General features: G+C 62.5%; 18 protein-coding genes. 16 read left to right on the forward strand and 2 right to left on the reverse strand.

What is annotated here, in order from left to right; genetic code table 11:
* Positions 1–101 precede the first annotated feature (101 nt).
* Positions 102–1,895 (forward strand): DUF1800 domain-containing protein, encoded by a 1,794-nt coding sequence (locus H7A19_02995; protein MCP5473787.1) that lies wholly within the window; start codon positions 102–104, stop codon positions 1,893–1,895.
* Positions 1,896–1,905: 10 nt separating this feature from the next.
* Positions 1,906–3,531 (forward strand): DUF1501 domain-containing protein, encoded by a 1,626-nt coding sequence (locus H7A19_03000; protein ID MCP5473788.1) that lies wholly within the window; start codon positions 1,906–1,908, stop codon positions 3,529–3,531.
* Positions 3,532–3,933: 402 nt separating this feature from the next.
* On the opposite strand, the gene H7A19_03005 is transcribed toward H7A19_03000, so the two are convergent.
* The gene (locus H7A19_03005; protein MCP5473789.1) at positions 3,934–4,755 is read right to left on the reverse strand and encodes an energy transducer TonB; all 822 of its coding nucleotides are present in this window, start codon (positions 4,753–4,755) and stop codon (positions 3,934–3,936) included.
* 41 nt (positions 4,756–4,796) lie between these two features.
* On the reverse strand, positions 4,797–5,744 hold the full coding sequence (gene gshB / locus H7A19_03010) for a glutathione synthase (GenBank protein ID MCP5473790.1): 948 nt from the start codon (positions 5,742–5,744) through the stop codon (positions 4,797–4,799).
* 309 nt (positions 5,745–6,053) lie between these two features.
* Between gshB and H7A19_03015 the strand changes: the two genes are divergently transcribed.
* The 14 genes from H7A19_03015 (at position 6,054) to rng (ending at position 25,149) form a co-directional block, all read left to right on the forward strand.
* Positions 6,054–6,494, forward strand: coding sequence for a response regulator (locus tag H7A19_03015; protein MCP5473791.1), 441 nt, complete (start codon positions 6,054–6,056; stop codon positions 6,492–6,494).
* A 27-nt stretch (positions 6,495–6,521) separates the two neighbouring features.
* A complete protein-coding gene (locus H7A19_03020; protein MCP5473792.1) occupies positions 6,522–6,890 on the forward strand; it encodes a response regulator in 369 nt (122 codons plus the stop codon).
* 10 nt (positions 6,891–6,900) lie between these two features.
* Entirely contained in the window at positions 6,901–7,455 is a 555-nt protein-coding gene (locus H7A19_03025) for a purine-binding chemotaxis protein CheW (GenBank protein MCP5473793.1), read from the forward strand.
* Positions 7,456–7,506: 51 nt separating this feature from the next.
* The gene (locus tag H7A19_03030) at positions 7,507–9,543 is read left to right on the forward strand and encodes a methyl-accepting chemotaxis protein (protein ID MCP5473794.1); all 2,037 of its coding nucleotides are present in this window, start codon (positions 7,507–7,509) and stop codon (positions 9,541–9,543) included.
* Positions 9,544–9,654: 111 nt separating this feature from the next.
* Positions 9,655–17,097 (forward strand): Hpt domain-containing protein, encoded by a 7,443-nt coding sequence (locus tag H7A19_03035; protein MCP5473795.1) that lies wholly within the window; start codon positions 9,655–9,657, stop codon positions 17,095–17,097.
* Entirely contained in the window at positions 17,087–19,267 is a 2,181-nt protein-coding gene (locus H7A19_03040) for a hypothetical protein (GenBank protein ID MCP5473796.1), read from the forward strand. The genes H7A19_03035 and H7A19_03040 overlap by 11 nt, the downstream gene beginning before the upstream one ends.
* 72 nt (positions 19,268–19,339) lie before the next feature.
* Positions 19,340–19,804 carry a chemotaxis protein CheW gene (locus H7A19_03045; GenBank protein ID MCP5473797.1) on the forward strand — a complete coding sequence of 155 codons (465 nt, stop codon included), beginning with the start codon at positions 19,340–19,342 and terminating at the stop codon, positions 19,802–19,804.
* 11 nt (positions 19,805–19,815) lie between these two features.
* Entirely contained in the window at positions 19,816–20,835 is a 1,020-nt protein-coding gene (holA, locus tag H7A19_03050; GenBank protein MCP5473798.1) for a DNA polymerase III subunit delta, read from the forward strand.
* On the forward strand, positions 20,832–21,497 hold the full coding sequence (gene nadD / locus H7A19_03055) for a nicotinate-nucleotide adenylyltransferase (protein ID MCP5473799.1): 666 nt from the start codon (positions 20,832–20,834) through the stop codon (positions 21,495–21,497). The genes holA and nadD overlap by 4 nt, the downstream gene beginning before the upstream one ends.
* A 297-nt stretch (positions 21,498–21,794) precedes the next feature.
* On the forward strand, positions 21,795–22,064 hold the full coding sequence (locus tag H7A19_03060; protein MCP5473800.1) for a pentapeptide repeat-containing protein: 270 nt from the start codon (positions 21,795–21,797) through the stop codon (positions 22,062–22,064).
* Positions 22,065–22,099: 35 nt separating this feature from the next.
* Positions 22,100–22,402 (forward strand): ribosome silencing factor, encoded by a 303-nt coding sequence (gene rsfS / locus H7A19_03065; protein MCP5473801.1) that lies wholly within the window; start codon positions 22,100–22,102, stop codon positions 22,400–22,402.
* Between the two features lie 17 nt (positions 22,403–22,419).
* A complete protein-coding gene (gene rlmH / locus H7A19_03070; GenBank protein MCP5473802.1) occupies positions 22,420–22,905 on the forward strand; it encodes a 23S rRNA (pseudouridine(1915)-N(3))-methyltransferase RlmH in 486 nt (161 codons plus the stop codon).
* Positions 22,906–22,923: 18 nt separating this feature from the next.
* Complete coding sequence (gene maf / locus H7A19_03075) at positions 22,924–23,499, forward strand: septum formation inhibitor Maf (GenBank protein MCP5473803.1); 576 nt, start codon at positions 22,924–22,926, stop codon at positions 23,497–23,499.
* A 177-nt stretch (positions 23,500–23,676) separates the two neighbouring features.
* Complete coding sequence (gene rng, locus H7A19_03080) at positions 23,677–25,149, forward strand: ribonuclease G (protein MCP5473804.1); 1,473 nt, start codon at positions 23,677–23,679, stop codon at positions 25,147–25,149.
* Positions 25,150–25,161 lie beyond the last annotated feature (12 nt).

Here is a 25,161-nt window from a genome sequence, read left to right on the forward strand (position 1 = left end):
ATGGGGGGGCGCAACGGAGTGCCGTGTTGGCCGTCACAGTCGAGAATGCTGCTGCCCGTCCATAATCCGTCGACGGGCCGAATGCCGGGGGCAATATGTGGATGATTCGAAGTTGGTGTGGCGTTGCGCTGACCGCATTGGCGGCGTTCTGCGCCCAGCCAGTGTGCGCCCAGAATACGGGCCTGATCTACCGGGGCAGTTTTGAAACCGTCGCCGATGCCCCTGCCACCGATGCCGAGGCCGCTCGCTTCCTGACCCAGGCCACCTTCGGACCCACCGTTGCCGAAATCGCGCGCCTGCGCGGCATCGGCTACAGCCAGTGGCTGGAGCAGCAGCTGTCGATGCCCCCGACGCTGACGGGTCCATGGCTGGACGCTCTGGTCGCCAATCCGGATTTCTCGCTGAATTCCGGGCACCGGGTGGACCGCTGGTGGGTGCAGGCGGTGTTCGGTCAGGACCAGCTGCGTCAGCGCATGGCCTGGGCGCTCAGTCAGATCATGGTCACGGCCGACTCCGGCGGCATCGATACCCGAATGATTGCCGAATACGCCGATCTGCTGACACGCAACGCCTTCGGCAGCTACCGCACGCTGTTGGGAGACGTCACCTTCAGCCCGACCATGGGCCAATGGCTGACCTATGTGCGCAACCGCGCCTCCTACAGCACCGGTACGCCGCCGACGACGATACTTCCCGACGAGAACTACGCCCGCGAGGTCATGCAGCTGTTCTCCTTCGGCCTGATCAAGCGCAATCTTGATTTCAGCCCGCAGCTTTCGGGCGGCAATCCGATTCCAACCTACGACAACACCATCATCGGTTCGCTGGCCCGGGTGTTTACCGGGCTGTCCTACGAACGCACCAACTACACCGGCACCAGCTTCGGCAACAACACCAATCGCAACCTGCTGGCGCCGATGATCTGTTTTCCGATGAACAATCCGCCCAACAACCAGAATTATCTGGCCGGAGGGCGCACCTTCCACGATTTCGCCGGCAAGACGCTGTTCGACGGGATCACCCTGCCGGCAGTGGCCGACTCCCAGGCAGGCTGTGCCCAGGACATCAATGCTGCGTTGGACGCCATTGCCAATCACGCTTCGGTAGCGCCTTTCATCAGCCGCCAGCTGATCCAGCGTTTTGTGACCTCCAATCCCTCGCCGGCCTACATCCAGCGGGTGGCGACCAGGTTCAACAACAACGGGCAGGGCGTGCGTGGCGATCTGGCCGCAGTGATCACCGCGGTGCTGATGGACACCGAGGCGCGTTCGGCGCCCAGCGGCAACTTCGGCAAGCTGCGTGAGCCGGTCCTGCGAATGACCGCCCTCTGGCGCGGCCTGGAGGTGATCCAGGGCCAGCCCGAGCCGCCGCTTAATGGCAGCGGCGGCACCAACACCAACGTCGGCAACATCAGCATGTCGCTGGGTTTCGACAGCAGCCTGGGCCAGCGGCCCTACAACTCGCCCACGGTCTTCAATTTCTACGAGCCCGATTTCCGCAATCCAGGCGCCATCCAGAACGCCAATCTGTACTCGCCGGAATTCCAGATCCTCAACGAGTCGACCATTACCCGGATGAATGACACGATTCAGAGCCGGATTGTCGACTGGTATGTGGGCAGCAGCAGTTGCAATACCGTGACCCGACCGTGCGTGCCGATCGCGCCCTATCTGGCGATCATGCAGCAGCCCGGGAACGCGACCACCTACGGCCAACTGGTCGATGCCTTGAACCTGCGGATGATGGCTGGTGCCATGAGTAGCAATATGCGCAGCGTTCTGGTCACCATGCTCAGCAATCAGACGGCGCCCACGACGGACAGCACCCGCATCGACAGGATTCGGCAGGTCATGCGCGTGATTGTCGTTTCCCCCGAATTCGCCGTTCAGAAGTAAGGAGATCGCCATGTCCCGCATCCGTCGTGAACAGCGCCGCGATTTCCTCAAGCACTTCTGTGCCACCCTCGCCGGCGGCTCGGCACTGTCGCTGATTCCTCAGCTGCGACTGATGCAGTCGGCGCTGGCGGCGACCCAGGGCGATCCCGGCTACAAGGCACTCGTGTGCGTCTATCTCAGTGGCGGCAGTGACTCTTTCAACTGGTTGATCCCCTCGGACAACACCCGCTACGGCATCTACTCGGCTTCCCGTGGTGGTGTCTACACCGGCGCCAACGGACCGCTCGGCATCGCCCAGGGCGCGTTGTTGCCGGTGAACCTGACCGGGCCGGGGGGCGCGGCCTTGCCGGCCGGCAACACCTACGGTCTGCACCCGGCCTGCGCCGACTGGACCTCGATCGATGACAATGGCAACCAGACCAACATGCCCGGCCTGCGCACCCTGAGCAATCAGGGCAAGATCGCCTGGCTGGCCAATACCGGCACCCTGGTGGTGCCGCTGACCAAGGCCACCTACAGCAATCCGGCCCTGCCCAAGCCGCCCCAGCTGTACTCGCACAATGATCAGACCAATCTCTGGTTCCAGGGACGCGAAACCACGAACTTCGGCTACGGTTGGGGCGGTCAGGTCGCTGACCTCCTGTTCTCGCAGAACACGCCGATTGTGGGCACCAGTCCGCCGCTGATCATGCCGATGAACGTGTCCTTCTCTGGCAGCAATCGCTTCCAGGTCGGCACTCAGGTGGTGCCCTACCAGATGTCCAGTTGTGGCGACCCCAATGGTGGCAATCCCTTCGCCGGCAGCATCGTCGGCAGCAGTTTTGCCAACTGCTCCGGCTCGGATTCCCTCAACAACTTTGCGCCCTGCGCGTCGGCCACGCAGCAGGAAGACCTGGCCCTGTGCAGCCTGCTCGGGGCCAGTGGCAACCTGTTCCAGACCGAACACGCGGCCACCATGCGGCGGGCCATGGATCTGGCCGGCGCGATGGCCAGCAATCTCACCGGTACGCCCAATCCCTCGCTGCTGACCACCCCCTTCCGGGCTTTGGCCGACAATCAGGCGGTGGCCGGCTACAACCTGGCGGCGGACGGCAACAATTCGCTGGCCGAGCAACTGGCCATGGTGGCCCGGCTGATCAAGATGCGCTCCCAGCTGGGGCAGACCCGCAACATCTTCTTCGTGTCCCTGGGCGGATTCGACACCCACGCCGCACAAATGCCGGACAACGGCCAACCGCGCCTGTTGCGACGCATCTCCCGAGCGCTCGGCTCCTTCTACCAGGCTCTGGTGGAAATGGGCGTCGAGAACTCGGTCACCACCTTCACGATGAGCGAGTTCTCACGCACGTTGAACTCCAATGGCGATGGCAGCGATCACGCCTGGGGCGGAACCCAGCTGGTCATGGGCGGTGCCGTGAACGGCGGCAATGCCAGCAGTGGACGGCTCTACGGGACCTTCCCGGACCTGACCTTGAACGGCCCCGACAGCTTCAGCCGCGGCCAGATGATCCCGACCACGGCCATGGATCAGATGGGCGCCACGCTGGCGAGCTGGATGGGGCTGAGTAGCGGCCAGGTCAACACGGTATTCCCGAACCTGTCGAACTTCTCCAGTCCCAATCTGGGCTTCGTGTAGGAGACCCAGGCGAGGCCCTCCTGCCGGACGTAGCACGCTCTGGTGGGTCCAGGCCTGCCTGGACGGTCCGCTGACAATCTGCGTCAGTGTCTGGATTGCTTCGCTGCGCTCTCCATGAACCCATATCGCAAGTCGTTGATTTTCTTTGTCCGCCTGTAGGAGCGCCCTTGCGGCGCGACCGCTGCGGCGGACGTGCGGCTTGGCGGTCGCGACGCGAGGTCGCTCCTACAGGCAGATTCGTGGTTCATGGCCCGTGGGCAGTGTCGGGCCGATACAGGTGGCTCGCAATGACGCCGGCTCTTGTGGGTCGAGACAAGTCTGGAGCCACAAGAGCCCAAAGCCCGTAGCCTTTCCCCGTGCCCCGTGCCCCGTGCCCCGTGCCCCGTGCCCCGTGCCCCGTGATCAACGCATCTTGATGTCGCCAGCGACAAACTGCCAGGTGCGGGTAATATGCAGAATGTCTACGTCATCCTCGCTCTTGGGCACCGGATTGAAGGGCGCCGACAGCTCGACGATGCGCCGCGCCGCGTCGTCCAGCACCGGATGTCCCGAGGAGCGGATCACGTCGATGCGCTCCAGGCTGCCGTCCTTGTTGATGGCGACCGTGAGTACCAGACTGCCATCCAGTTGGCGTCGGCGGGCTTCATCGGGATAGTTCAGATTGCCGACCCGCTCGACTCGGGCCACCCAGGCCGCCATGTAGTTGGCAAAGGCATACTCGCGGGTATTCGCCGAAATGAACTTGCGCTTGGGGCGCTTGGCGTAGGCCTGGGATTGCCGATCCAGCTCGGAAGCCAGCTTGGCCATTTCCATGCTGCGTTCCACCAGTTCCTCGTCGCGCGGCAGCTCGCGCTGCTGGATCTCGTCCCTGGGCGTGACCGGGCTGACCTGCAGCGTGGAACTGTCCTGGGTCAGTACCGGTGTGGGCGCCGTCTCGGCAGGCACCGGCGCGGGACTGCTGGCACGCACCGGCATCGGCGCAATGCCGTCCTCCGGCTTGGGGACCGGTGAGGAGAACATCTGCGTCGGTCGCTTGGCCTCTTCACTGTTGCCGCCACCGGTCTGCGCCGCATTGGCCAGGAAATCGGCCTTTTCCGGCTCTTCCTGGGTGGCTGACTGCACCAGAATGACGTCCAGCGCCGGCAGTGCGGCGCCAGGCGGTGCCTCATCGGTGAAGCCCACGCCGAAAATGAGCACGGCATGCACGACGGTGGCAAACAGCAGTGTCAGCGACAGACGATCGCCGGACCCGATAGGCGCGTTACTCACTGTCGCAGCGTCTCCAGGCGGTCAAACAACATGCCGGCGATATTGATTCCGAACTGTTGATCAAGTTCACGGATGCACGTGGGCGAGGTCACATTCACTTCGGTCAGATACTTGCCGATGACATCAAGACCCACAAAGATCAGGCCTCGCCGCTGCAATTCCGGCCCGACCTGCTCGCAGATCCAGCGATCATGGTCACTGAGCGGCTGACCGCGACCGCTGCCACCGCGGGCCAGATTGCCACGAAATTCGCCTGCGCGTGGAATCCGCGCCAGCGCAAATGGCACCGGTGCGCCGTCGATCAACAGGATGCGCTTGTCGCCGTCAGTGATCTCCGGGATGTAGCGCTGGATCAGCGCCGCCTGGGTGCCTTCCAGGGTCACGGTCTCGAAGATCACGTTGAGGTTCGGGTCGTCGGGACGCACTCGGAAAATGGAAGTGCCGCCCATCGAATCCAGCACCTTGACCACACATTCGCCAAATTCGCTGACAAAGGCCCGCAGATCGTCGGGCAGCCTGGATACCAGCGTGGGAGGACAGCATTGAGGAAACAGCGCCGTGAAAAGCTTTTCGTTGGCGTCGCGCAGCGCCGAGGGCCGGTTGACCACGGTGGCGCCCTGGGCCTCGGCCCGATCGAGAATCTGGGTGTCGTACAGATATTCGGCGTTGAACGGCGGATCCTTGCGCATCAGGATCCAGTCGAAGTGTCCGCCGTCGTGAATCTCCGGCGGGGATTGCTCGAACCAGTGCCCAGGGTCGTCGAAGACCCGGGTCAGGCGCGTGCGCAGCCAAGCGCGGCCGTCACGCAGGCCCAGGTCACGTTGCTCGCAGACATGTACTTCGTAACCGCGGCGCTGGGCTTCCAGCAGCATCGCGAAGCTCGAATCCTTGTGAATTTTCAGCTTCTGGATCGGGTCCATCAGCACCGCGAGGCGGCGAAGCATGCGCCAACTCCTTGATACGCTAGGGATTGCCCCTGCAATGCGGCTTGCCTTGCGGGGGGGCTCGCCTATTATGCCTGCGCAGGTGCAAAATCCCCTGTATCGTGAGCACTGAATCTGGAATCAGAGGCCATTCAGTCGAGCGTCGGAATCGAGCAAGCACAAACACTTGCAACGTAATCTTGACATTCGATGGAAGCTTGGCTAAAGAGCTTGCAGGGAGTCCTCCTGATCCGCCCCGGTGTACTTGGGATGGCCAGGGACGCAGATCAGCCGGAGTGAACCGGCACCGTGCGACCGAGGGTCGCGCCGATGACAAACGTGGCGGAGGTGGGAGTGGACGAGTCGCAGAACAAGGGGAGCCTCGCCGGACTGCGCGTGATGGTGATTGACGACAGCAAGACCATCCGCAGGACTGCTGAAACGCTGTTGAAGAAGGAAGGCTGTGACGTGGTCACGGCAACGGACGGATTCGAGGCTCTGGCCAAGATTTCCGATCACCAGCCGCACATCATCTTCGTCGACATCATGATGCCGCGCCTGGATGGGTACCAGACCTGCGCGTTGATCAAGAACAATCAGGTGTTCAAGGGTACGCCCGTGATCATGTTGTCCAGCAAGGACGGTCTGTTCGACAAGGCGCGCGGGCGCATCGTCGGCTCCGAACAGTATCTGACCAAACCCTTCACGCGCGAGGAATTGCTGGGCGCGATCCGACGTTATGTGGATACCAAGACAGCGGCAGAGAGCTGAGCGGGGGCGTGCAGACGGGGAGGTCGCATGGCAAGAATTCTGATTGTGGATGACTCGCCCACGGATGTCCGCGTGCTGAGCGGCATGCTGGAGCGCGCCGGCTTTCAGACCCTGTCGGCCTCCAGTGCCGAAGAAGGCATTGCCCGCGCCAGGGAAGAGCACCCCGATCTGATTCTCATGGATGTGATCATGCCCGGGACCAACGGATTCCAGGCGACGCGCACCCTCAGTCGTGACCCGGAAACATCAATGATTCCGGTCATCATCGTGACCACCAAAAGCATGGAGACCGATCGGATCTGGGGCATGCGTCAGGGGGCAAAGGATTTCGTGACCAAGCCACCGAACGAGCGCGACTTCATTTCACGTATCCAAGCTCTGCTCGCGGGATCCTGAGGAAATATCGATGGTAGATCTGCCGGAAAACGCAGCCCTGAATCCCTTCGAGATCCTGCTCGATTACGAGCGTCGCAGCCTCTCGCATGTGGCCGGTTTGCCAGAGCAGCTGGACGCGCCAGGATTGTGGCGAGCCATTGCCTATCGCTTGGGCGACGTGTTTCTCGTCAGCGACATTTCCGAAGTCAACGAAATTCTGATGTTCCCCCAGATTACCCCGGTGCCTGGAACCAAGGCCTGGATGTTGGGTATCGCCAACGTGCGCGGCAATCTGGTGACGGTCATTCATCTGCGCGGATTCCTCGAAGGCGAGCCTTTCCGCGTCAACGAACGTACCCGGGTGCTCGTTGTGCGCCTTGCCAGTGGTAGCGTAGGGCTGGTGGTGGACGAAGTACTGGGGCAGCGCAGTTTTGTGGAAGAAAACATGCGCGACATCGAAACATATGCCGATTCCCCGATCAGTCGCTTTCTCGAAAGCGAATATCGTCAGGGGCAATCGACTTGGGGTGTTTTCAGCATGAGTGCGCTGATGCGGGCGCAGGATTTCATGCAGGCGGCGGCCTGATCAGGCCGACAATCGGGGTTTGGACGGGACGACAGTGGGGGTCATAGAGCGATGAGTGCGGCAGCCGGTGGTATCCAACAGCGCGAAAGCTCGACCATGCTCGCCATCCTCGTGGTGGTGTTGCTGGTCGGCCTCGTAGGCTTGATTGCGAATTTCTTCTTCGCCAACGTCAACAACAACGAAGACCGAGCGGCAATTGGTCTTTCAACTGACATACGCGTGTACTCGCAGCAATTGGCGAAGTTCGCGGCTCAGGCGGCTGGCGGTCAGGCGGAAGCCTTCGACGAGTTGTCCGATGTCAAGGGCACCATCCAGTCGCATCTGCGCAAGCTGGAGGAGGGTGATCCACAGGAGGGTGTGCCTTCCATCCGCAAGAATCCCGAGGTCGAAGTTGCCCTGAAGGCGGTGAAGGACACCTGGGCGCCGATCCTGCAGGCGTCTGACGTCATTCTTTCCCGCCGCGAGGTGGTCGAGGATCTCAACGCCACGGCAACAGAATTCCAGGACAAGATTCCGCTGCTGCAGGCGCGTACCGATGAAATGACGCAGCTGCTCGCCACCCGCGGCGCGCCGCAGGACCAGATCTACGTGGCAGGCCGCCAGAACACCCTGGCCGATCGAATGCTGCGTCGATTGAACGAAGTGCTGCAAGGTGGCCAGACCGCCTCGACCGCTGCTGACGGATTCAACCGCGACGCCGCCGTGTTCGGTCAGATTCTGGACGCGCTCCAGAATGGCAGCCCTGATCGAGGCATTCGCGCCATTGCCGTTCCCGAAGCTCGCACCTTGCTCGATGAGGTCTTTCAGATCTTCCAGGAGCTGGGCCAGTACGTCGAGAGCATCACCACCGGCGCCATCGACCTGATCGACGTGCGCGAGGCCGCCAACACCATTTCCCTGGATTCGGAACAACTGCTGCAGGATGCCGAACAGCTGTCGGTCGAATACGGTGAGCAGGCCAACAACCGAACCTTCCCCTCGCTGACTGCAGCCATTGGTTCCGGCGCTCTCGCAGCACTCGCACTGATCCTGTTGGCCATCTTGATCTACCGCGATCAGGCCCGTCGCTACAAGATCACTGCCGATCTCAATCAGCGTAATCAGGAAGCCATTTTGCGCCTCCTGGACGAAATGGGATCGTTGGCAGAAGGCGATCTGACGGTAAAGGCAACGGTGACCGAAGACATCACCGGAGCCATCGCCGACTCCATCAACTTCGCCGTCGAAGCTCTGCGCAGCCTGGTAACCACCATCAACGAGACCGCGGTGCAGGTTGCCGCGGCAGCCCAGGAAACCCAGGCCACCGCCATGCATCTGGCCGAAGCGGCCGAGCATCAGGCCCAGCAGATCACCTCGGCGTCCGCGGCCATCAACGAAATCGCGGTGTCCATCGACGAGGTGTCACGCAACTCGGCCGAAAGCGCCGACGTGGCACAACGCTCAGTGCAGATCGCCGGCAAGGGCGCTGCCATCGTGCGTCAGACGATTCAGGGCATGGACAACATCCGTGACCAGATTCAGGAAACCTCGAAGCGAATCAAGCGACTGGGTGAATCGTCCCAGGAAATTGGATCGATCGTGGAACTGATCAACGACATCGCCGAACAGACGAACATTCTGGCACTGAACGCCGCTATTCAGGCAGCATCGGCCGGTGAGGCCGGTCGCGGATTCGCAGTGGTGGCGGACGAAGTGCAGCGACTGGCAGAACGCGCTTCCAACGCGACCAAGCGAATCGAAACGCTGGTGCAGACGATTCAGTCCGACACCAACGAAGCGGTGAGCTCGATGGAACAGACCACGGCCGAAGTGGTGGCCGGTGCCCGCCTTGCGGAAGACGCGGGTCTGGCGCTGGGCGAGATTGAAAAGGTGTCGAACGATCTGGCCGACCTCATTCAAAACATCTCGCAGGCCGCGCGACAGCAGTCAGCTGCTGCGACCAACATATCGGCCACCATGAACGTGATTCAGGAAATTACGACCCAGACTTCGGTCGGCGCGAGCCAGACGGCAGAGTCGATTGGAAATCTGGCGCAATTGGCTGCTGATCTCAGACGTTCAGTGGCCGACTTCAAGCTGCCCAACTAGGCGTCAGGGGCAGTTGGTGATCAACAAGGCGAAGCTGCGGGCCCATTGCCGCAGCGCGGGTAGCAGGCGCAGGAAGAACGCGCGGCGAAGCCGGCAAACAGGAGTCCGCGGATGAGGCTTCAAGACGACATCGACTTCACCACGCTGACCTGGGTCAAGCAGGAGCTGGACGATACGCTCAAGCAGTCCCAGCAGGCGCTGGAAGCGTACGTCGAGGACACATCTGACAAGAGTCAGATGCGTTTCTGTGCGAGCTATCTGCATCAGGTGCAGGGCACCTTGCGCATGGTCGAGCTCTACGGTGCGGCCATGGTGGTTGAGGAAATGGAGCGCCTGGCACTGGGCTTGCTCGACGGCCAGGTGAAACAGGCAGACGATGCCTACACCGTGCTCATGCGCGGCATGGTTCAGCTGCCGGACTACCTCGAACGCCTGCAGGGCGGACATCGGGATATTCCGATTGTGCTGCTGCCGCTGCTCAACGATCTACGCGCCTGCAGAGGCGAAAAACTGCTGAGCGAGACGTCATTGTTCTCGCCGGATCTGGGCGCGCCGCTACCGTCTTCCGCCGGGGGTGCGAAGTCAGTGGTTCCGCAGCCCATGGTGGCCGCCAATGGCGGGCGGCTGCGACTGGCTTTCCAGTTCGGACTTCTGAAGTGGTTCAAGGGCGAAGACATCGATGGCAATCTCACCCGGCTGATCGCGATCCTCGACCGTTTTCGCTCGATGTGCACCCAGCCAGACGCCCGTCGTCTGCTGTGGGTAGGCGCGGGCGCGCTGGAGGCGGTGCTGGTCAAGAGCATCGAGGCCTCCGTGGCACTCAAGCTGTTGATCGGAAGGGTCGATCGTGAGCTCAAGCGCCTGATTGATGCCGGCGAGGCTTCCTTTGCGGCGGCGCCGGCCAACGATCTGACCAAGGGATTGCTCTATTACGTTGCCCAGTCATCTGCGACCTCGCAGCGCGTGGCTGAACTGCGGCAGGTGTACAAGCTCGACAAGCTGATGCCCAGCGAGGCCGAACTTGAGCACGCCCGTGGCGCCCTGTCCGGACACAATCGTGCGCTGCTGGATACGGTGGGCACCGCGATCAAGGAAGATCTGCTGCGCGTCAAGGACGCGTTGGATCTGTACCTGCGCACCGGCAGCGGCAACGTCGATGATCTGGCACCGCAGGGCGAGGCGCTGCACCGGGTGGCTGACACGCTCGGCATGTTGGGTCTGGGCGTGCCACGTCGGGTCGTTCTTGATCAGCAGGATGTGCTGGAGCGCATCGTGCGCGGTCGCCAGCCGGCCGAGGAAAGCGCGCTGCTGGATATCGCCGGTTCGCTGCTGTACGTCGAGTCTTCGCTGGATGATCACATCGAGCGCCTCGGCGGCGAGCAGCAGGCGCCAACCACGCCGAGTTCCGGTTTTGAACTGCCCCAGGCGGAAGTTCGCAAGATCCTTGATGCCACGACCAAGGAAGCGTCTGCCAACATCCAGCAGGCCAAGCAGGACATCGTGGCTTTCATCGAGTCGCCCTGGGATCACAGCAAGATCGAACAGATCCCGCGCTTGCTGGACGAGATCAGCGGTGCCATGCGCATGCTCAATCTGCCCGAGCCGGCGGCACTGCTCGGCGGCGTGGTGCGCTTTGCAGAAGTTGAATTGCTGCAGCATCGTCGGGTGCCCTCGGGGGATCAGCTCGACCTGATGGCCGACGCGATCGCCAGCATCGAGTTCTATCTCGAGGCCGTGAAGGAAGGCCGACGCAACCGCGACAAGATCCTTGACGTCACCCGACGCAGTCTGGAGGCATTGGGCTATTGGCCGCTGCCCGAGGAAGGCGCCGAAGTGGCGGCCGAAACTGCGGACGAAACTCCGCCCGTCGCGGAAGCAGCGGTCGAGGCCGCCAGCGAATTTCCGAGTTTCTCAGACACCTTCGAGACCGAAAGAACCCAGCCACCGGAGTCGGACTCGGTCACGTTGCAGATCGACGGCGGGCAGCAGTTGCCCGAGATCGAGCTACCGCAAAGTGACGCCAGTGCAGTCGATGCCCTGATCCACAGTCTGGACCTTCCGGAACCGACCGCTGCCGCCGATGCAGCGGCGCCGGAAAGCCTGGAGAGCGCGTCGGCCGAGATGAGCAGTGCGGTCGAGATCGCGCCGGGCGAAAGCCTTGATGATCTGGTGATCGGCGAGATTGCTTCCGAGCCGGTAACGCCGTCCATCCAGAATCTGGATGAACTCCGCATCACCAGCGCTGAATTCGAGCCACCAGAGAGTGTTTCTGCAGACGAAGGCCTGCAGTCACCGGTGGAAGAGGCGATCGATCTGGATTCGTCTGCGGTCGAAACCGCTGTCGAGGTGGAGGCTGCCAGCAGCGAACAGGCTGCCGATTTCACGCCAGCCCCGAGTGAAGAACTCGAGATCCAGCCAGAGGCATCGATCGAGACTCCTGTTGCGGCGCTCGATGCGCCCGAGCCGGAAGCTGCGGACAGTACGCTCGAAGCTGAGGCACTGGTGGTACCGGAAGCCGTAGAGACTCCGTCGGCACCGGTCGAACAGGTGCCGGAGGCACCGCTGCCTGATGGTATGCCGACCGGCTTCAGTCTGCCGGACGTCGGCTTCCATTCGGTACCCTCCGACGAGATCGACGATGAGATCCGGGAAGTTTTTGTCGAGGAGGTGCAGGACGAACTCGACAATCTCAACAAGCAGTACCCGGCCTGGAAGAACGACCTCGGTGATTTCGAGAAGCTGAAGCCGGTCAGACGTTCCTTCCATACGCTCAAGGGTAGTGGTCGACTGGTCGGTGCACTGGCGATCGGTGAGTACGCCTGGAAGATCGAGAACATGCTGAACCGTGTTCTCGACAAGACCATACAGCCCACGCCGGCAGTGCTGGATCTGCTGGACCACGCCATTGCTGCACTACCCGGCATGTTGCTGGCGCTCAAGGGGGAAGGTCAGCCCGATGCCAACATCGGCGCGATCATGTGGGTTTCAGATCAATTGTCCTCGGGACAGGAGGTCTGGCTCCCAAAATTCTCGCCCGCCCCGGTGGTCACGGCTGACGCAAAGCCGGCCTCCGAGGCGGGCGTGCCTGAGTCCACTGTCCCGGCAGAGGTCGACGTCGACATGCCGGCCGACGGCAACGACGAGACGGATGCGGCGGTAGTTCTGGAAGAGGCTGAGCAAGCCCAGACCGACGATCTCTCGGTGGATGCCGACGAGCAGCCCGAGGCGCAACGCGAGCCTTCGCCGCTGGAAGTCGATCCAATGCTGATGGACATCCTCAGCAGCGAAGTCGAAGGACACCTGGCCACTATCCGAGGCTATCTCGGCCAGGCGGCGGAAATCGGCCCACAGCCGGTGACCGAGGAATTGCTGCGCGCCGTGCATACGCTGAATGGCGCCTTGGCCATGGTCGATCTGCCGCTGTTGACGCGTGTCGTCGCTCCGCTGGAGGGATACCTCAAGCGGCTGCGTGCCCGCGGTTTGCAGCCGGCTGAAGAAGGCATGGTTGCCCTGACCGAGTCTGCCGAGTGCATATCCGAGGTCATGGCCGCGGTTGGTGGCGGTTCTGAACTGCCCGACACCTCAGGGCTGGCCGAGCGGGTGTCAGCGCTCCGCGACGGTTTGCCGCCGCCCGATCATCCGTACCACGGTTTCGGCATCCACGTCGCTGATGAGGTTCGCGATGAGGTGACCGGTGCCGAGGATCACGAGTCTGCTGACGCCAATAACGTCGAGACCGCCCCTCTGCCGTGGTACGAGGCCGAACTCGATGCCGAAGCCGCCGAAGCAGCCGACGAAGGTGAAACCGTCGGAACGGTGGAAATGACGGAAGTATTTGACGCCGCTGAGGACGACGTCTCGCCGGATACGCTGAACGCACTGGCCGAACTGGCCGCCGAGGAGCTTCGCCCGGATGAAGACCTGCCGGTGGAAGATCTGGGAGAAGCAGTCACCGAAACGGGTGCGAGCGATGACGACGCTCTGACTTGGCTGACCGATGTCGAGGACGTCGCCGTCACAGCTGACGAGAGCGATGCGGGTGCGGCGCTTGATGACTCGCCGGCAGGAGATGCCTTGGCGCCTGAGGCCATGGCAGACGATCTGGAAGCCTTGTTCGAAACCTCCATTGAAGAGCTGCCGGAGTCCGAGCCGGTCGAAGCGGCAGCGGACGTCGCGGATGCGTTGTCCGCGGCCTCGGATCTGGAAGCGCTGTTTGATTCAGAACTCTCGGAAGAATCGGATCAGGTCGAAGTCGCTGCCCATTCGAGCGAAACAGAGAGCGCGCGCCTCGGCGAAAGCGAGCATTCAGCCGACGAACTGCAAGCGCTCGGAGAACTCGCCGATCTGACCGAATCCCCCGATGACGAACTTGCGGGACTGACTGAGACAGAGGCCTTCCTCGCTGATCTGGGTGCCATCGGAGATGAAGCCGGCAGCGACGGGATCTCCGCGGAAGCCCGGGTGGAAGAGACCGCCGACTCTGAAGCAGAAGCGATTGACGACGGTGGTTTGTGGTCGCTGGATGACAGCGAGGAGCAAGCCGCCGTAGGTTCCGACGAAGCCTTCGACGAGAACAGCCGTGAAGACGCCCGGGAACGGGACGACGTGCCCGTGTCTGCTTTGCTGGCAGATCATGACGCTGACCTTGAGATACCCTCTGACGAGGCCGCGGCGTTCGCTGACGAGGTCGAGGGGCTCGAAAAGGAGGCAGAGGGGCTCGCCATCGAGGTAGAGGCTCTCTCCGATCAAGCCGTTGGGCTTACCGACGAGGTTGCCGAGCCGCTGAGCGAAGCCGAAGAGCAGTTGGAGGATGAGGCTGAGCGCTCCGATCAGAGCCTCGAACTCGCTGAAAGCATTGAGCCGGCCACCGTGACCGACGGGGAGTCGCTTTCGGATCGAGTTGAGGAAACTGAGATCGAAGCGGCGGCAGGTGCTGATGAGGGAATCACCAACGCAGCATCAATGCCGGTTGATCAATCAGAAGAAACGATCGAACCGGTGATTGCTGCGGAGGCGGAAACAGCGGTTGCAGCCAATCACGCGGCGGCTTTCGCTGGAGACGTCGATCCCGAGGGCCCGCTCGACCTGCCCGATATGGACATGGACCTGCTCGATATCTTTGTCGAGGAGGCTGTCGATATTCTGGATCACGCCGACGGTGCCATGGCGCAGCTCCGTGAGAATCCGGAAGACCGTGAGCCAGTCGCGTCACTGCAGCGCGATCTGCATACGCTGAAAGGTGGCGCCCGCATGGCCGGACTGTATCCGGTCGGCGATCTCAGCCATGCGATGGAATCTCTGTTTGAATCCATTGTCCATGGTGAAAGGGCGGCATCACGGGCTTCTATCGAGGCCCTCGAAAAGGCCTTCGATCGGCTGCATGGCATGGTGCAGCGAGTCAAGGTTCGCCAGGCGATCGCTCTGCCCGAGCACACCATTGCCCGACTTGAAGCCATCCTCGAAGGACGAGAGGCCGAGTTTGATGCAGAGCTTGCCGAGCTGGGCGCCTCCGCTGCGGAAGCCGCAGAGGCGCAGGCAGCTGCAGAGACCCTGACCGGCGCAGACTCGGGCAACGAATCGACATCTGCTGGCACAGAAGAAGCGCCTGTGCGCAAGGTCATCCCGGCCCGTGCACCCACGCGATCGGGCGCGCAACGGCGAACCCAGCTGGATGAGGACGAGGTTGCAGCGCGTGCGGCGCAGCAGGAACTGATCCGTGTTCGCGCGGACCTGCTCGACAACCTGGTGAATTTCGCGGGCGAGGTCTCGATCTACCGTTCGCGCCTCGAAGCCCAGATGGGTGGCTTCAGGTTCAACCTGGTCGAGTTCGAACAGACCGTCAGCCGTTTGCGCGACCAGTTGCGCAAGCTGGAGATGGAAACCGAGGCTCAGATCCTGTCGCGTTTCCAGCGCGAGACCGAGCAATCAGGCAACACCGAGTTCGATCCGCTGGAGCTTGACCGATTCTCCACCCTGCAGCAGCTGTCACGTGCGCTGGCCGAGTCGGTGTCCGACTTGGTCTCCATTCAGAACCTGCTGGACGATATTGCGCGTCAGTCGGAAACGCTGCTGCTGCAGCAGTCCCGCGTCAGCTCGGATCTGCAGGAAGGTCTCATGCGCACGCGCATGGTGCCTTTCGAGAGCCTGGTGCCGCGTTTGCGCCGAATTCTCCGCCAGACAGCGTCGGAACTCGGCAAGAAGGCGCAACTGAAGGTCGAGGGTACTCAGGGCGAAATGGACCGTACCGTGCTCGAGCGCATGACAGCGCCCTTCGAGCACATGTTGCGCAACTCGCTGGCACACGGTATCGAACTGCCGGAAAATCGAGTCGCCAAGGGCAAGCCCGAAGAGGGAACAGTCAGCATCAAGGTGTCGCGAGAAGCGACCGAAGTGCTGATCCAGGTGACCGATGACGGCAGTGGCATGAACCGCGACGCCATTCGCACCAAGGCGATCGAGCGGGGATTGATGACGCCGGACGCGACGCTGAGCGACCGCGATATCTTCCAGTTCGTGCTGGAAGCGGGCTTCTCGACCGCAAGCGAGGTCAGCAAGGTTGCCGGTCGTGGCGTCGGCATGGACGTGGTCGCCAGCGAAGTGAAACAGCTGGGCGGTTCGCTGGAACTGGATTCCGATGTGGGTATAGGCACCCGGATCACCATCCGTCTGCCCTTCACCCTCGCCGTGGCTCAGGCCGTCATGGTGCGCCTGGGCGAGGCCACCTACGCCATTCCGATGACATCCATCACCGGCGTGACCCGGATGCCGCGCAAGGAATTGGAACGCCGACTCGAACAGAAGCAGCTGGACATCAGCTACGGCGGCGAGATCTATCAGATCTACGATCTGGGTGATCTGCTGCGATCTCCGGTGGGCCACGGCATCGACGAGACCCAGGTGCCGCTATTGATGAGCAAAACCGGTGACCAGCGAGCCGCCGTGCGCGTGACCCAGGTCATCGGCTCCAAGGAAGTGGTGGTCAAGTCTGCAGGTGCCCAGCTCAGTATCGTGCCGGGCATCTTCGGCGCCACCATCATGGGTGACGGTCGGGTCGTGGTCATTCTCGATCTGGCGCCTCTGGTTCGTCACGGCGTCGCTCTGCGTCAGGCACCGGAACTGGCGGCCGAACTGGAGTTGATGGAACCGACGCCGGAACCGGCACCGCGCCGTCAGCCGCTGGTGATGGTGGTGGACGACTCGATCACCATGCGCAAGGTCACCACGCGCGTGCTGGAGCGAAGCAACATCGATGTGTTCACGGCGAAGGATGGACTGGATGCCGTCGAACAACTTCAGGACCGCATGCCGGACGTGATCCTGCTCGACATCGAAATGCCCCGCATGGACGGCTACGAGGTGGCTACCTACATTCGCAACGACAACCGGCTCAAGCACATTCCGATCATCATGATCACCTCGCGTACCGGCGAAAAGCATCGTCAGCGGGCCCTTGAGGTGGGCGTGGATCGTTATCTGGGCAAGCCCTATCAAGAGACTGATCTGTTGAAGAACGTACAGGATGCGCTGGCCGCGGGGCATGCCAATGTCCACTGAGATCACGGTTGCGTTGGTGTTCGAACTAGAGGAGGGTGTCACTGCTCTGAAGGCGGCGCTGGCCAATGCCGGCGTGCGCATTGCCGCGGAGTGCAGGGCCAGTGCTCTGGATTCCGATGCGATCCTCGGCAGCGGTGCCGATGCCATCGTCGTCAATCTTGATTCGGACCTTGCCGACCTGCTGGATGACGTCACCGATGCGCTGGATGCGTCGGAGCGCCCGGTCATCTTCAATGATCCTTCCGCGTCCAGTGATCTTAGCGGTTGGGATCGGGCGCGCTGGATGCGCCACTTGTCGGCAAAGCTCAAGGGCAACAGCGACGTCACACCGCCCGCGCCTCCGGGTTCGCAGTCCATACCGGTGCCGGTCGCTCGCAAGCCGGTGGTGCCCTTGGTTGCCGATTCCGCCGGCGCGGTGGCCGAGGCCGATCTGCGAGATCTCGCCTTCGATCTGGAAGCTGAGCCCGAGAAGCTGCAGGTGCAGCCTGCGGCCGAGGCATCCAGCTTCGACGAGCTCTCGTTCTCCACACCCGAGCTGACGGAAGAAGCTGTTCCGGCGCCGGCAGATGGCATGGCTGATCTGCTGGATCTGACCTTTGATCCGGCCGGCGACGTAGGCTCCGAGGACCCGACGGAAGGCCGGGAATTTTCGCTGGATGCGCTGGATCTTGAAGTATCCGTCGATGACATCGGGACCGCGCCGACCACGGCAAGGCTGGCCGACACGCTGGAGTTGCCGATTGAAGCGATGCAGGCGGGGGCCAGTCCAGGTGCGCTGACCATGGGCGACGAGATCGATGATCTCGATGCCTTGTTCGACGAGCCCTTCGCTGCCCAAGGCGCCGAGGAGCGGGCTGAAGCGCCAGAGGCTCTGAGTGAACTGGATTCCTTGTTTTCGACCGACCTTGTGGAACCGCCGGCCGGACAGAGCCTGGTTGCACCTGATGAATTGACCGATCTTGACGCGATGTTCAGGGAATTCGAGGCTTCCCAGTCGGTCGATCCCGCGCCGATGCCTGAGTCTGAACCGCGAAAGCCTGAAGCTGCCGAAAAGCCTGCATTCAAGGGCATGAGCGAGGCCCTTAACTGGTCACTGGAGCCGGTGGAAGAAAGCAAGCCGGAAACGCCTGCCAGAGACGAAGCCGCACCGACCTTTGAGTGGCGGCTGGATGGCGGTCCGTCTCCGAAAATCCCCAAGCCGGTTGCTGCGGCGCCAGAGAAGCCGCCCAAAGCCGACAACGCCCCGCCGATTCCAGCGGATCTGGAGGCGTCGTTGGCTCTGGCTGATTTCAAGTTGATGGATGACGATGAGTCCAGCGACACCGGCGCGTCAGTGCCGATGGAGACAGCTTCGGATGACTTCGATTCGCTGGATCTGTCCTCCATAGAAATGGATCTGGGCGACGTCGATCAGGCTGGATCGCCGCCGCCGTCCGAGGTCGATTCGGAACTCGGATTCGCAGAACTGGATTTCGATCTCGATCTGGACGTTGGAGACAGTTCTTCCGCGAGCATCGGAGCAAGCCTGGACGGCAGCAGCGAAGATGATCTCGACAGCTTGTTCGTGTCGACCCCCAGTCCATCGAGACCGGGACTGAATCTTCCCGATCTCAACAGGCTCTTTGTCCTCGGAGCGTCCATTGGCGGACCGGAAGCCATCAAGGCCTTCCTGTCCAGGATTCCTGGCAATGTGGAAGCAGCCTTTGTTGTGGCGCAGCACATGGGTGCAGAATTCCTGGAAATGATGGCCGCACAGCTGGACTCGGCCACCAAGCTGAAAGTTCGCTACCCCAAGCCCGGCGAGCGTCTGAGACACGGTGAGGTCGTGGTGGCGCCGGCCGGCGAAGAGATCAGCATCGACGATAGCGGCAGTCTACGATTCAGCGCGGTATCTGCCAGCACACCTTACAGCCCCTCCATCGACCAGTTGGTGCGCGGCGCCACCGAGCGTTTCGGCGATCAGGTCACGTTGATCCTGTTCAGCGGCATGGGCACCGATGCAGTGGAAGGTGGTCGCTATCTCAGCGATCACGGCGGCCAGGTCTGGGCGCAGGACCGGGGCTCGTGCGTGATTGCTTCCATGATCGACGCGGCCAAGGCCCAGGGCATCGTCAAGTTCGAGGGCACGCCGGCGCAGTTGGCCGAACGCGTGCTTGAGGTTCTGGGCTGACGGCACGCCAATGCACTGGGCGCGGCGACGCGCTCAGAGCGCCTGCAGGAATTTGAGGAAGTAAACCCGACCATGAACGAACAGATTGAAATTCGAGGGTTGATGATTCCTGTGACCAATGGTCGCGTCCTGCTGCCCAACGCCAGTGTCGCCGAGGTCATCACGCTGTCGAACCCGGACAAGATTCCCAACGCGCCTGAATGGCTGATGGGAAGAATCAACTGGCGCGGCTGGCGACTACCGCTGTTCTCCTTCTCGCTGTTGGCCGGCATGGCTCTGGACGAGGGCTCGCGCGGTACCCGAATTACCGTCCTGAAGGCCCTGGGTGGGCATCTGCGCATGCCCTATATCGCCATGCTGGCGCAGGGCTTCCCGCGACTGACCACGCTGTCGCCCGAGGTCATGGTGCCGTCGAATGAATCGATGCCCACCCGCCCAGGCGTACTGATGAATGTCATGGTCCGCGATGATCAGGCGGTTATTCCTGACCTCGGCCAGATCGAGCAGTTGATCAGCGATTCGCTGGCGGCAGCCTAAGTTCGCGCCCCATGCGCATACTGCAAGCGGAGCAATTGCGCAGGCATCTTACGGGTACATTGCTGCCCGCCTACCTCGTTGCCGGCGATGAGCCCTTGCTGGTCTTGGAAGCCGCTGACGAGCTCAGGCGAGCTGCCATGGCCAGCGGCGTCGGCGAGCGACTGGTTTTTGATGTCATGGCCGGCTTCAGTTGGCCTGAGTGGCGAATGGAAGTGCGCTCTTTTGGGCTGTTTGCGACTCGTCGGCTGATCGAGCTGCGCCTCCCGACCCCCAAGCTGAGTGCCGAAGGCAGTGCGGCGGTCCTGGAATTCCTGTCCGAACCCGGTGAAGACATCCTGCTTGTTCAAACCAGCGAATGGAGCAAGGCCGTCGAAAGCCTGTCCTGGGTACGTGCCATCGAGGAATCCGGTGCGCTGATGCCGATCTGGCCGCTCAAGATCGGCGAGCTTCCGAACTGGATCCGGCAACGAGCCAACAAACTTGGAGTGAACCTGACCGACGACGGCCTCGCCGAGCTGGCTTCACGGGTCGAGGGCAATCTGCTGGCCGCACATCAGGAGCTCTCGAAACTGGCCTTGTTGGCACCGGGGCAAAGCATCGATGCGTCGCGACTGGTGGACCTCGTTGCCGACTACGCCCGCTACGACGTTTTCGCCCTGTTTGATGCGGTGACTGCCGGGCGCGCATCCAGGGTTCGCCGGATTCTGGCAGGTCTGCGCGGAGAGGACACCCATCCGGCGGAACTGCTGGGCTTTCTGATCAATCAGATCACCGTGCTGGCTGGTGCCGAAGTGCTCAAGAGTCGCGGACAATCCCTGCATGCGTACTGGCCCAGTCATCGAGTGTTCGGGCCCAGGCAGGCGGCGATGGAACGGGCGCTGGGCCGCGGATGGGCGCAGAGACTGGCCGAGGCCCATCGAATTGATCTGGTGTGCAAGGGCCGGGCGGCTGGCGATCCCTGGGTTGAGATCGAGCGCTGGCTGCTGCGCGGCAGCCTGCCACCCGCGCGCGCTGCGCGCTTCGCCGCATGAAAGCGCTGGCGCTGCTGGGGGGGACATTCGACCCCGTGCACGTGGGGCATCTGCGGGCCGCCATCGAAGCCCGTGAAGCGCTGGACGCCGAGGAGCTTCGTCTCTTGCCCTGCGCGCTCCCGCCGCACCGGGATCGACCCTCTGTCGGCCCCGAACAACGCCTGCAGATGCTGGAACGTGCGGTCGCTGGACTGCCGCGGATCAGTTGTGATCCACGCGAATTGCAGCGGCGTGGCCCCTCCTACTCCTACGACACGCTGGTCAGCGTCCGCGCCGAGATTGGCGAGCAACGGCCCTTGGTACTGGTGCTAGGCGCAGATGCCTTCGCCGGCCTTCCAGGTTGGTATCGCTGGCGCGAGATCATCGATCTGGCGCACATTGCCGTATTGAGCCGGCCGGATGCCCATGGACTGATCGATCCAAGGCTTGAGGAATTGCTGGCCATGACCGGAACGGCTGAACCGGCGCAGCTGTCGCGTAGTCCTGCCGGACGGGTGCTGCGACTGGAGATTCCACCGCTACCGGTATCTTCGACCTTGATACGCGCCCGCCTCGGGCAAGGCCGAAACGTGCGTTACCTGGTTCCGGACCCGGTCATCGAACTGATTCGTGAACAGGGCTGGTATGGCGCCAGCAACGGTATGGACAGGTCCGATCTATAATCGGCTGATATTGCACAGGAGGCTGTTTCGCATTGAACACCACGCGCACCCGGAAGTCGGATACCGCTGTCACTGAAACTGCTGTCAGGAAAACGACGCGCACACGCGCCAGGACCGAGTCTCAGGACGCTGTGAGCACGACGTCGGCGCCTCGCACCGCCACGCCCACAACCCGAAACCCCAGGACCACTGCGGTGACCCAGGCGGATCTGGCGCAAGTGGCAGCGACAAAGCAGCCCCGCAAGACGCCGTCGGCAAGCGCTGCGGGCAAGGCGCCGAAGTCATCCACCGCCAAGAGTGCGGCTGGCAAGACTGCTGCGGGCAAGACTGCGGCGGGCAAGGCTGCTACGGGCAAGACTGCTACGGGCAAGGCTGCAACGGGCAAGGCTGCAACGGGCAAGGCTGCTTCGGGCAAGACGGCTACGGGCAAGACGGCTACGGGCAAGGCGGCTACGGGCAAGAGTGCTACGGGCAAGACTGCTACGGGCGCCGCCAAGACCGTGCCAGGAGTGCCTCGGCGCACTGTCAAGACCAAAGCCAAGAGCACAGAGCCGACTATCGATGTGAGGGTTCGCGACGCCGTGATCGCGCGCCTGGATTCGATGAAGGCCAACGATCTGCTGGTGATCGACGTGCGTGGCAAGACCAGTCTGACTGACTGCCTGGTGATCGCCAGCGGGACGTCGACGCGGCATGTCAAATCCATGAGTGATGAAGTGGTGGTCACGGCCAAGAATCTCGGCATTTCGCCGCTGGGCGTCGAGGGTGAGCGCGAGGCGGAATGGGTGTTGGTGGATCTGGGCGACACGATTTTCCACGTCATGCTGCCGCGTACCCGTGAGTTCTACGGTCTGGAGCGTCTGTGGACGGTGGGCGATGACCCGCAAACCGCCCGAACGGGCTGAGGCGGCCGGTCATGGCCATGCAGGCCCACGTGCTGACCGTCGCCGAGCGCGCGCCTGACTGGGTGCGACTGGGCTTTGACGAGTACGCTCGGCGACTGGCGCACAAACTGCCGGTGCAGCTGACGGAGCTGGCGTTGGGGCCACGCGGCAAGACCATCGATATCAAGCGTTCGATTGCTGATGAGGGCCAGCGCATGCACGCGGCCATTCCCCGGCAATCGCGGGTCATTGCGCTCGACGGCCGCGGCGAGTCCTGGTCGAGCGAGGCGCTGGCCAAGCATCTCGCGGCGTGGATGATGGATGGCCGTGACTTGTGCTTTCTGATTGGCGGCCCTGATGGTCTGGCACCGCAGTGTCTGATGGTGGCGCACCAGAAATGGTCGCTCGGGCCTTTGACCCTGCCGCACGCGCTCGTTCGCATCGTGCTGGCCGAGCAGCTCTATCGCGCAGTCAGCATGCTTGGAAATCACCCCTATCACCGCGCTCGCCCCAGTGTGGGTTGAGCTGGCCGGTACACGGCCATGAGCTCGTCGCTGATCCTGGCCTCGGCCTCGCCACGGAGGCTGGAACTGCTTCGGCAGATCGGCATCGAGCCGCGTGTCTGTGCGGTCGATATCGTGGAATGCCAGACCGAACTGGAATCGGCAGCGGAGTACAGCCGACGCATCGCGAGGGACAAGGCAGTGGCTGGGCGTGCGCTCTGTGCGGACAATGTCGACAACTGGGTTCTGGGTGCCGATACCGAGGTGGTGGTGGACGGTCTGCCACTGGGGAAGCCGCAGGATCCCGAGGATGCCCTGCGCATGCTGCGTCTACTCTCGGGCCGCGAGCACCAGGTGTTGAGCAGCGTCGCCCTGATCGGTCCGCACTTCGACGAGGTCATGTTGCAGAGCACCAGCGTGCGCATGGCCAGGATCGCGGCGGCGGAAATGCAGGCTTATGTGGAGTCCGGTGAGCCTTTCGGCAAGGCCGGCGCTTATGCAATCCAGGGGCGTGCGGCCTGCTTTATCGCGTCCATTGCGGGTAGCTATTCTGGCGTCATGGGCCTGCCGCTGTTCGAGACTGCTACGCTGCTCCGGCGTGTCGGACTAATCTGAACGATGCTGTTGATGGAGGGATTGGTAGAGGGTTCATTCAGGCCCACGACACTCCAGGTTCATCGATTCGCGGTTAGAGTGCTCGGGGCAGTGGCATGACTCCCTGCACTTGTCCGAGTGGCCGTCCCAAGCCCGCTTCCGTTATAAGCCGACCATCCAGACTGGCCATTACCTATTGTGTCCGAAGAAATACTGATCAATGTCACCCCGCGCGAAACGCGTGTCGCCCTCGTGGAGAACGGCATGCTGCAGGAGGTGTATATCGAGCGCGCGCGACGCCGCGGTTATGTCGGGAACATCTACAAGGGTCGCGTGTCCCGGGTGATGCCCGGCATGCAGGCGGCGTTCGTGGAGATTGGGTTGGAGCGCACGGCATTTCTGCATGCGAACGATCTGGCACGCATGCCTCAGGATGGGGAGCCATCAGACGGCCCTGCAGCGCCCGTGCCATCGATCACCGAACTGGTGCGCGAAGGTCAGGAGATCATTGTTCAGGTGGTCAAGGACCCGATCGGCAGCAAGGGTGCTCGACTGACCACGCATCTCAGCATTCCCTCACGCTACCTGGTGCTGCTGCCCTACACCAAGTCTCTGGGTGTTTCGGTGCGGATAGAAGACGAGGGTGAGCGAACGCGCCTCAAGGAGGCCATGCAGGAGCTGACCGCAGAGCGCCAGCAGGGGTACATCGTGCGCACCAACGCCGAGGGTGTCGGTCAGGAGCCGCTGCGGGCGGACATGGATTTCCTCGATCGCCTGTGGTTGTCGGTGGGTGAGGACATGCAGACGGCCAAGCTCGGCGAGCGCATCTACGAAGAGTTGCCGCTATCGCTGCGGGCGCTGCGTGATTTCCTGAAGCCACACGTGGAGAAGGTGCGTATCGATTCGCGCGAGACTTTTGACCGCGCCGTGCGCTTCACCGAGGAATTCATCCCCGAGTACACCGAGCGTCTGGAACACTATCCCGGCGAGCGACCCTTGTTCGATCTCTATGGTGTCGAGGATGAGATCCAGCGGGCCCTGCGCAAGGAAACACCGCTCAAGTCCGGTGGCTATCTGATCATCGATCAGACCGAGGCGATGACCACGATCGATGTCAACACCGGCGCCTTCCTCGGGCATCGCAACCTGGAGGAAACCGTCTACAAGACCAATCTCGAGGCGGCGCAGGCCATTGCCCGGCAACTGCGGCTGCGCAATCTCGGCGGCATCATCATCATCGATTTCATCGACATGATGGACGACGAGCACAAGCGTCAGGTGTTGCGCACGCTGGAGAAATCGCTGGCACGGGACCACGCCAAGACCACCGTCTACGAGATGTCGCCCCTGGGGCTGGTGGAGATGACGCGCAAACGCACCACCGAAAGTCTGGAGCGTCAGCTCTGCGAACCCTGCGCCGAATGCGCGGGCAGAGGGACCGTCAAGTCTGCCGAGACCGTCGGCTACGAGATCTTCCGCGAGATTACCCGGGCGGTGCGGCAGTTCGAAGCCCGCAGCGTACTGGTGCTGGCACCACCGGCCGTGGTGCAGCGGGTCTTGGACGAGGAGTCGGCGGCTCTGGTCGAGCTTGAGACCTTTATCGGAAAGCCGATCCGCTTCCAGCCGGAAGAGCAGTACTCACCCGAGCAGTACGACGTGGTGGTGTTGTGACAGCGGCTCGCG

It is taken from the genome of Rhodanobacteraceae bacterium, from assembly GCA_024234055.1.
Lineage (GTDB): Bacteria > Pseudomonadota > Gammaproteobacteria > Xanthomonadales > SZUA-5 > JADKFD01.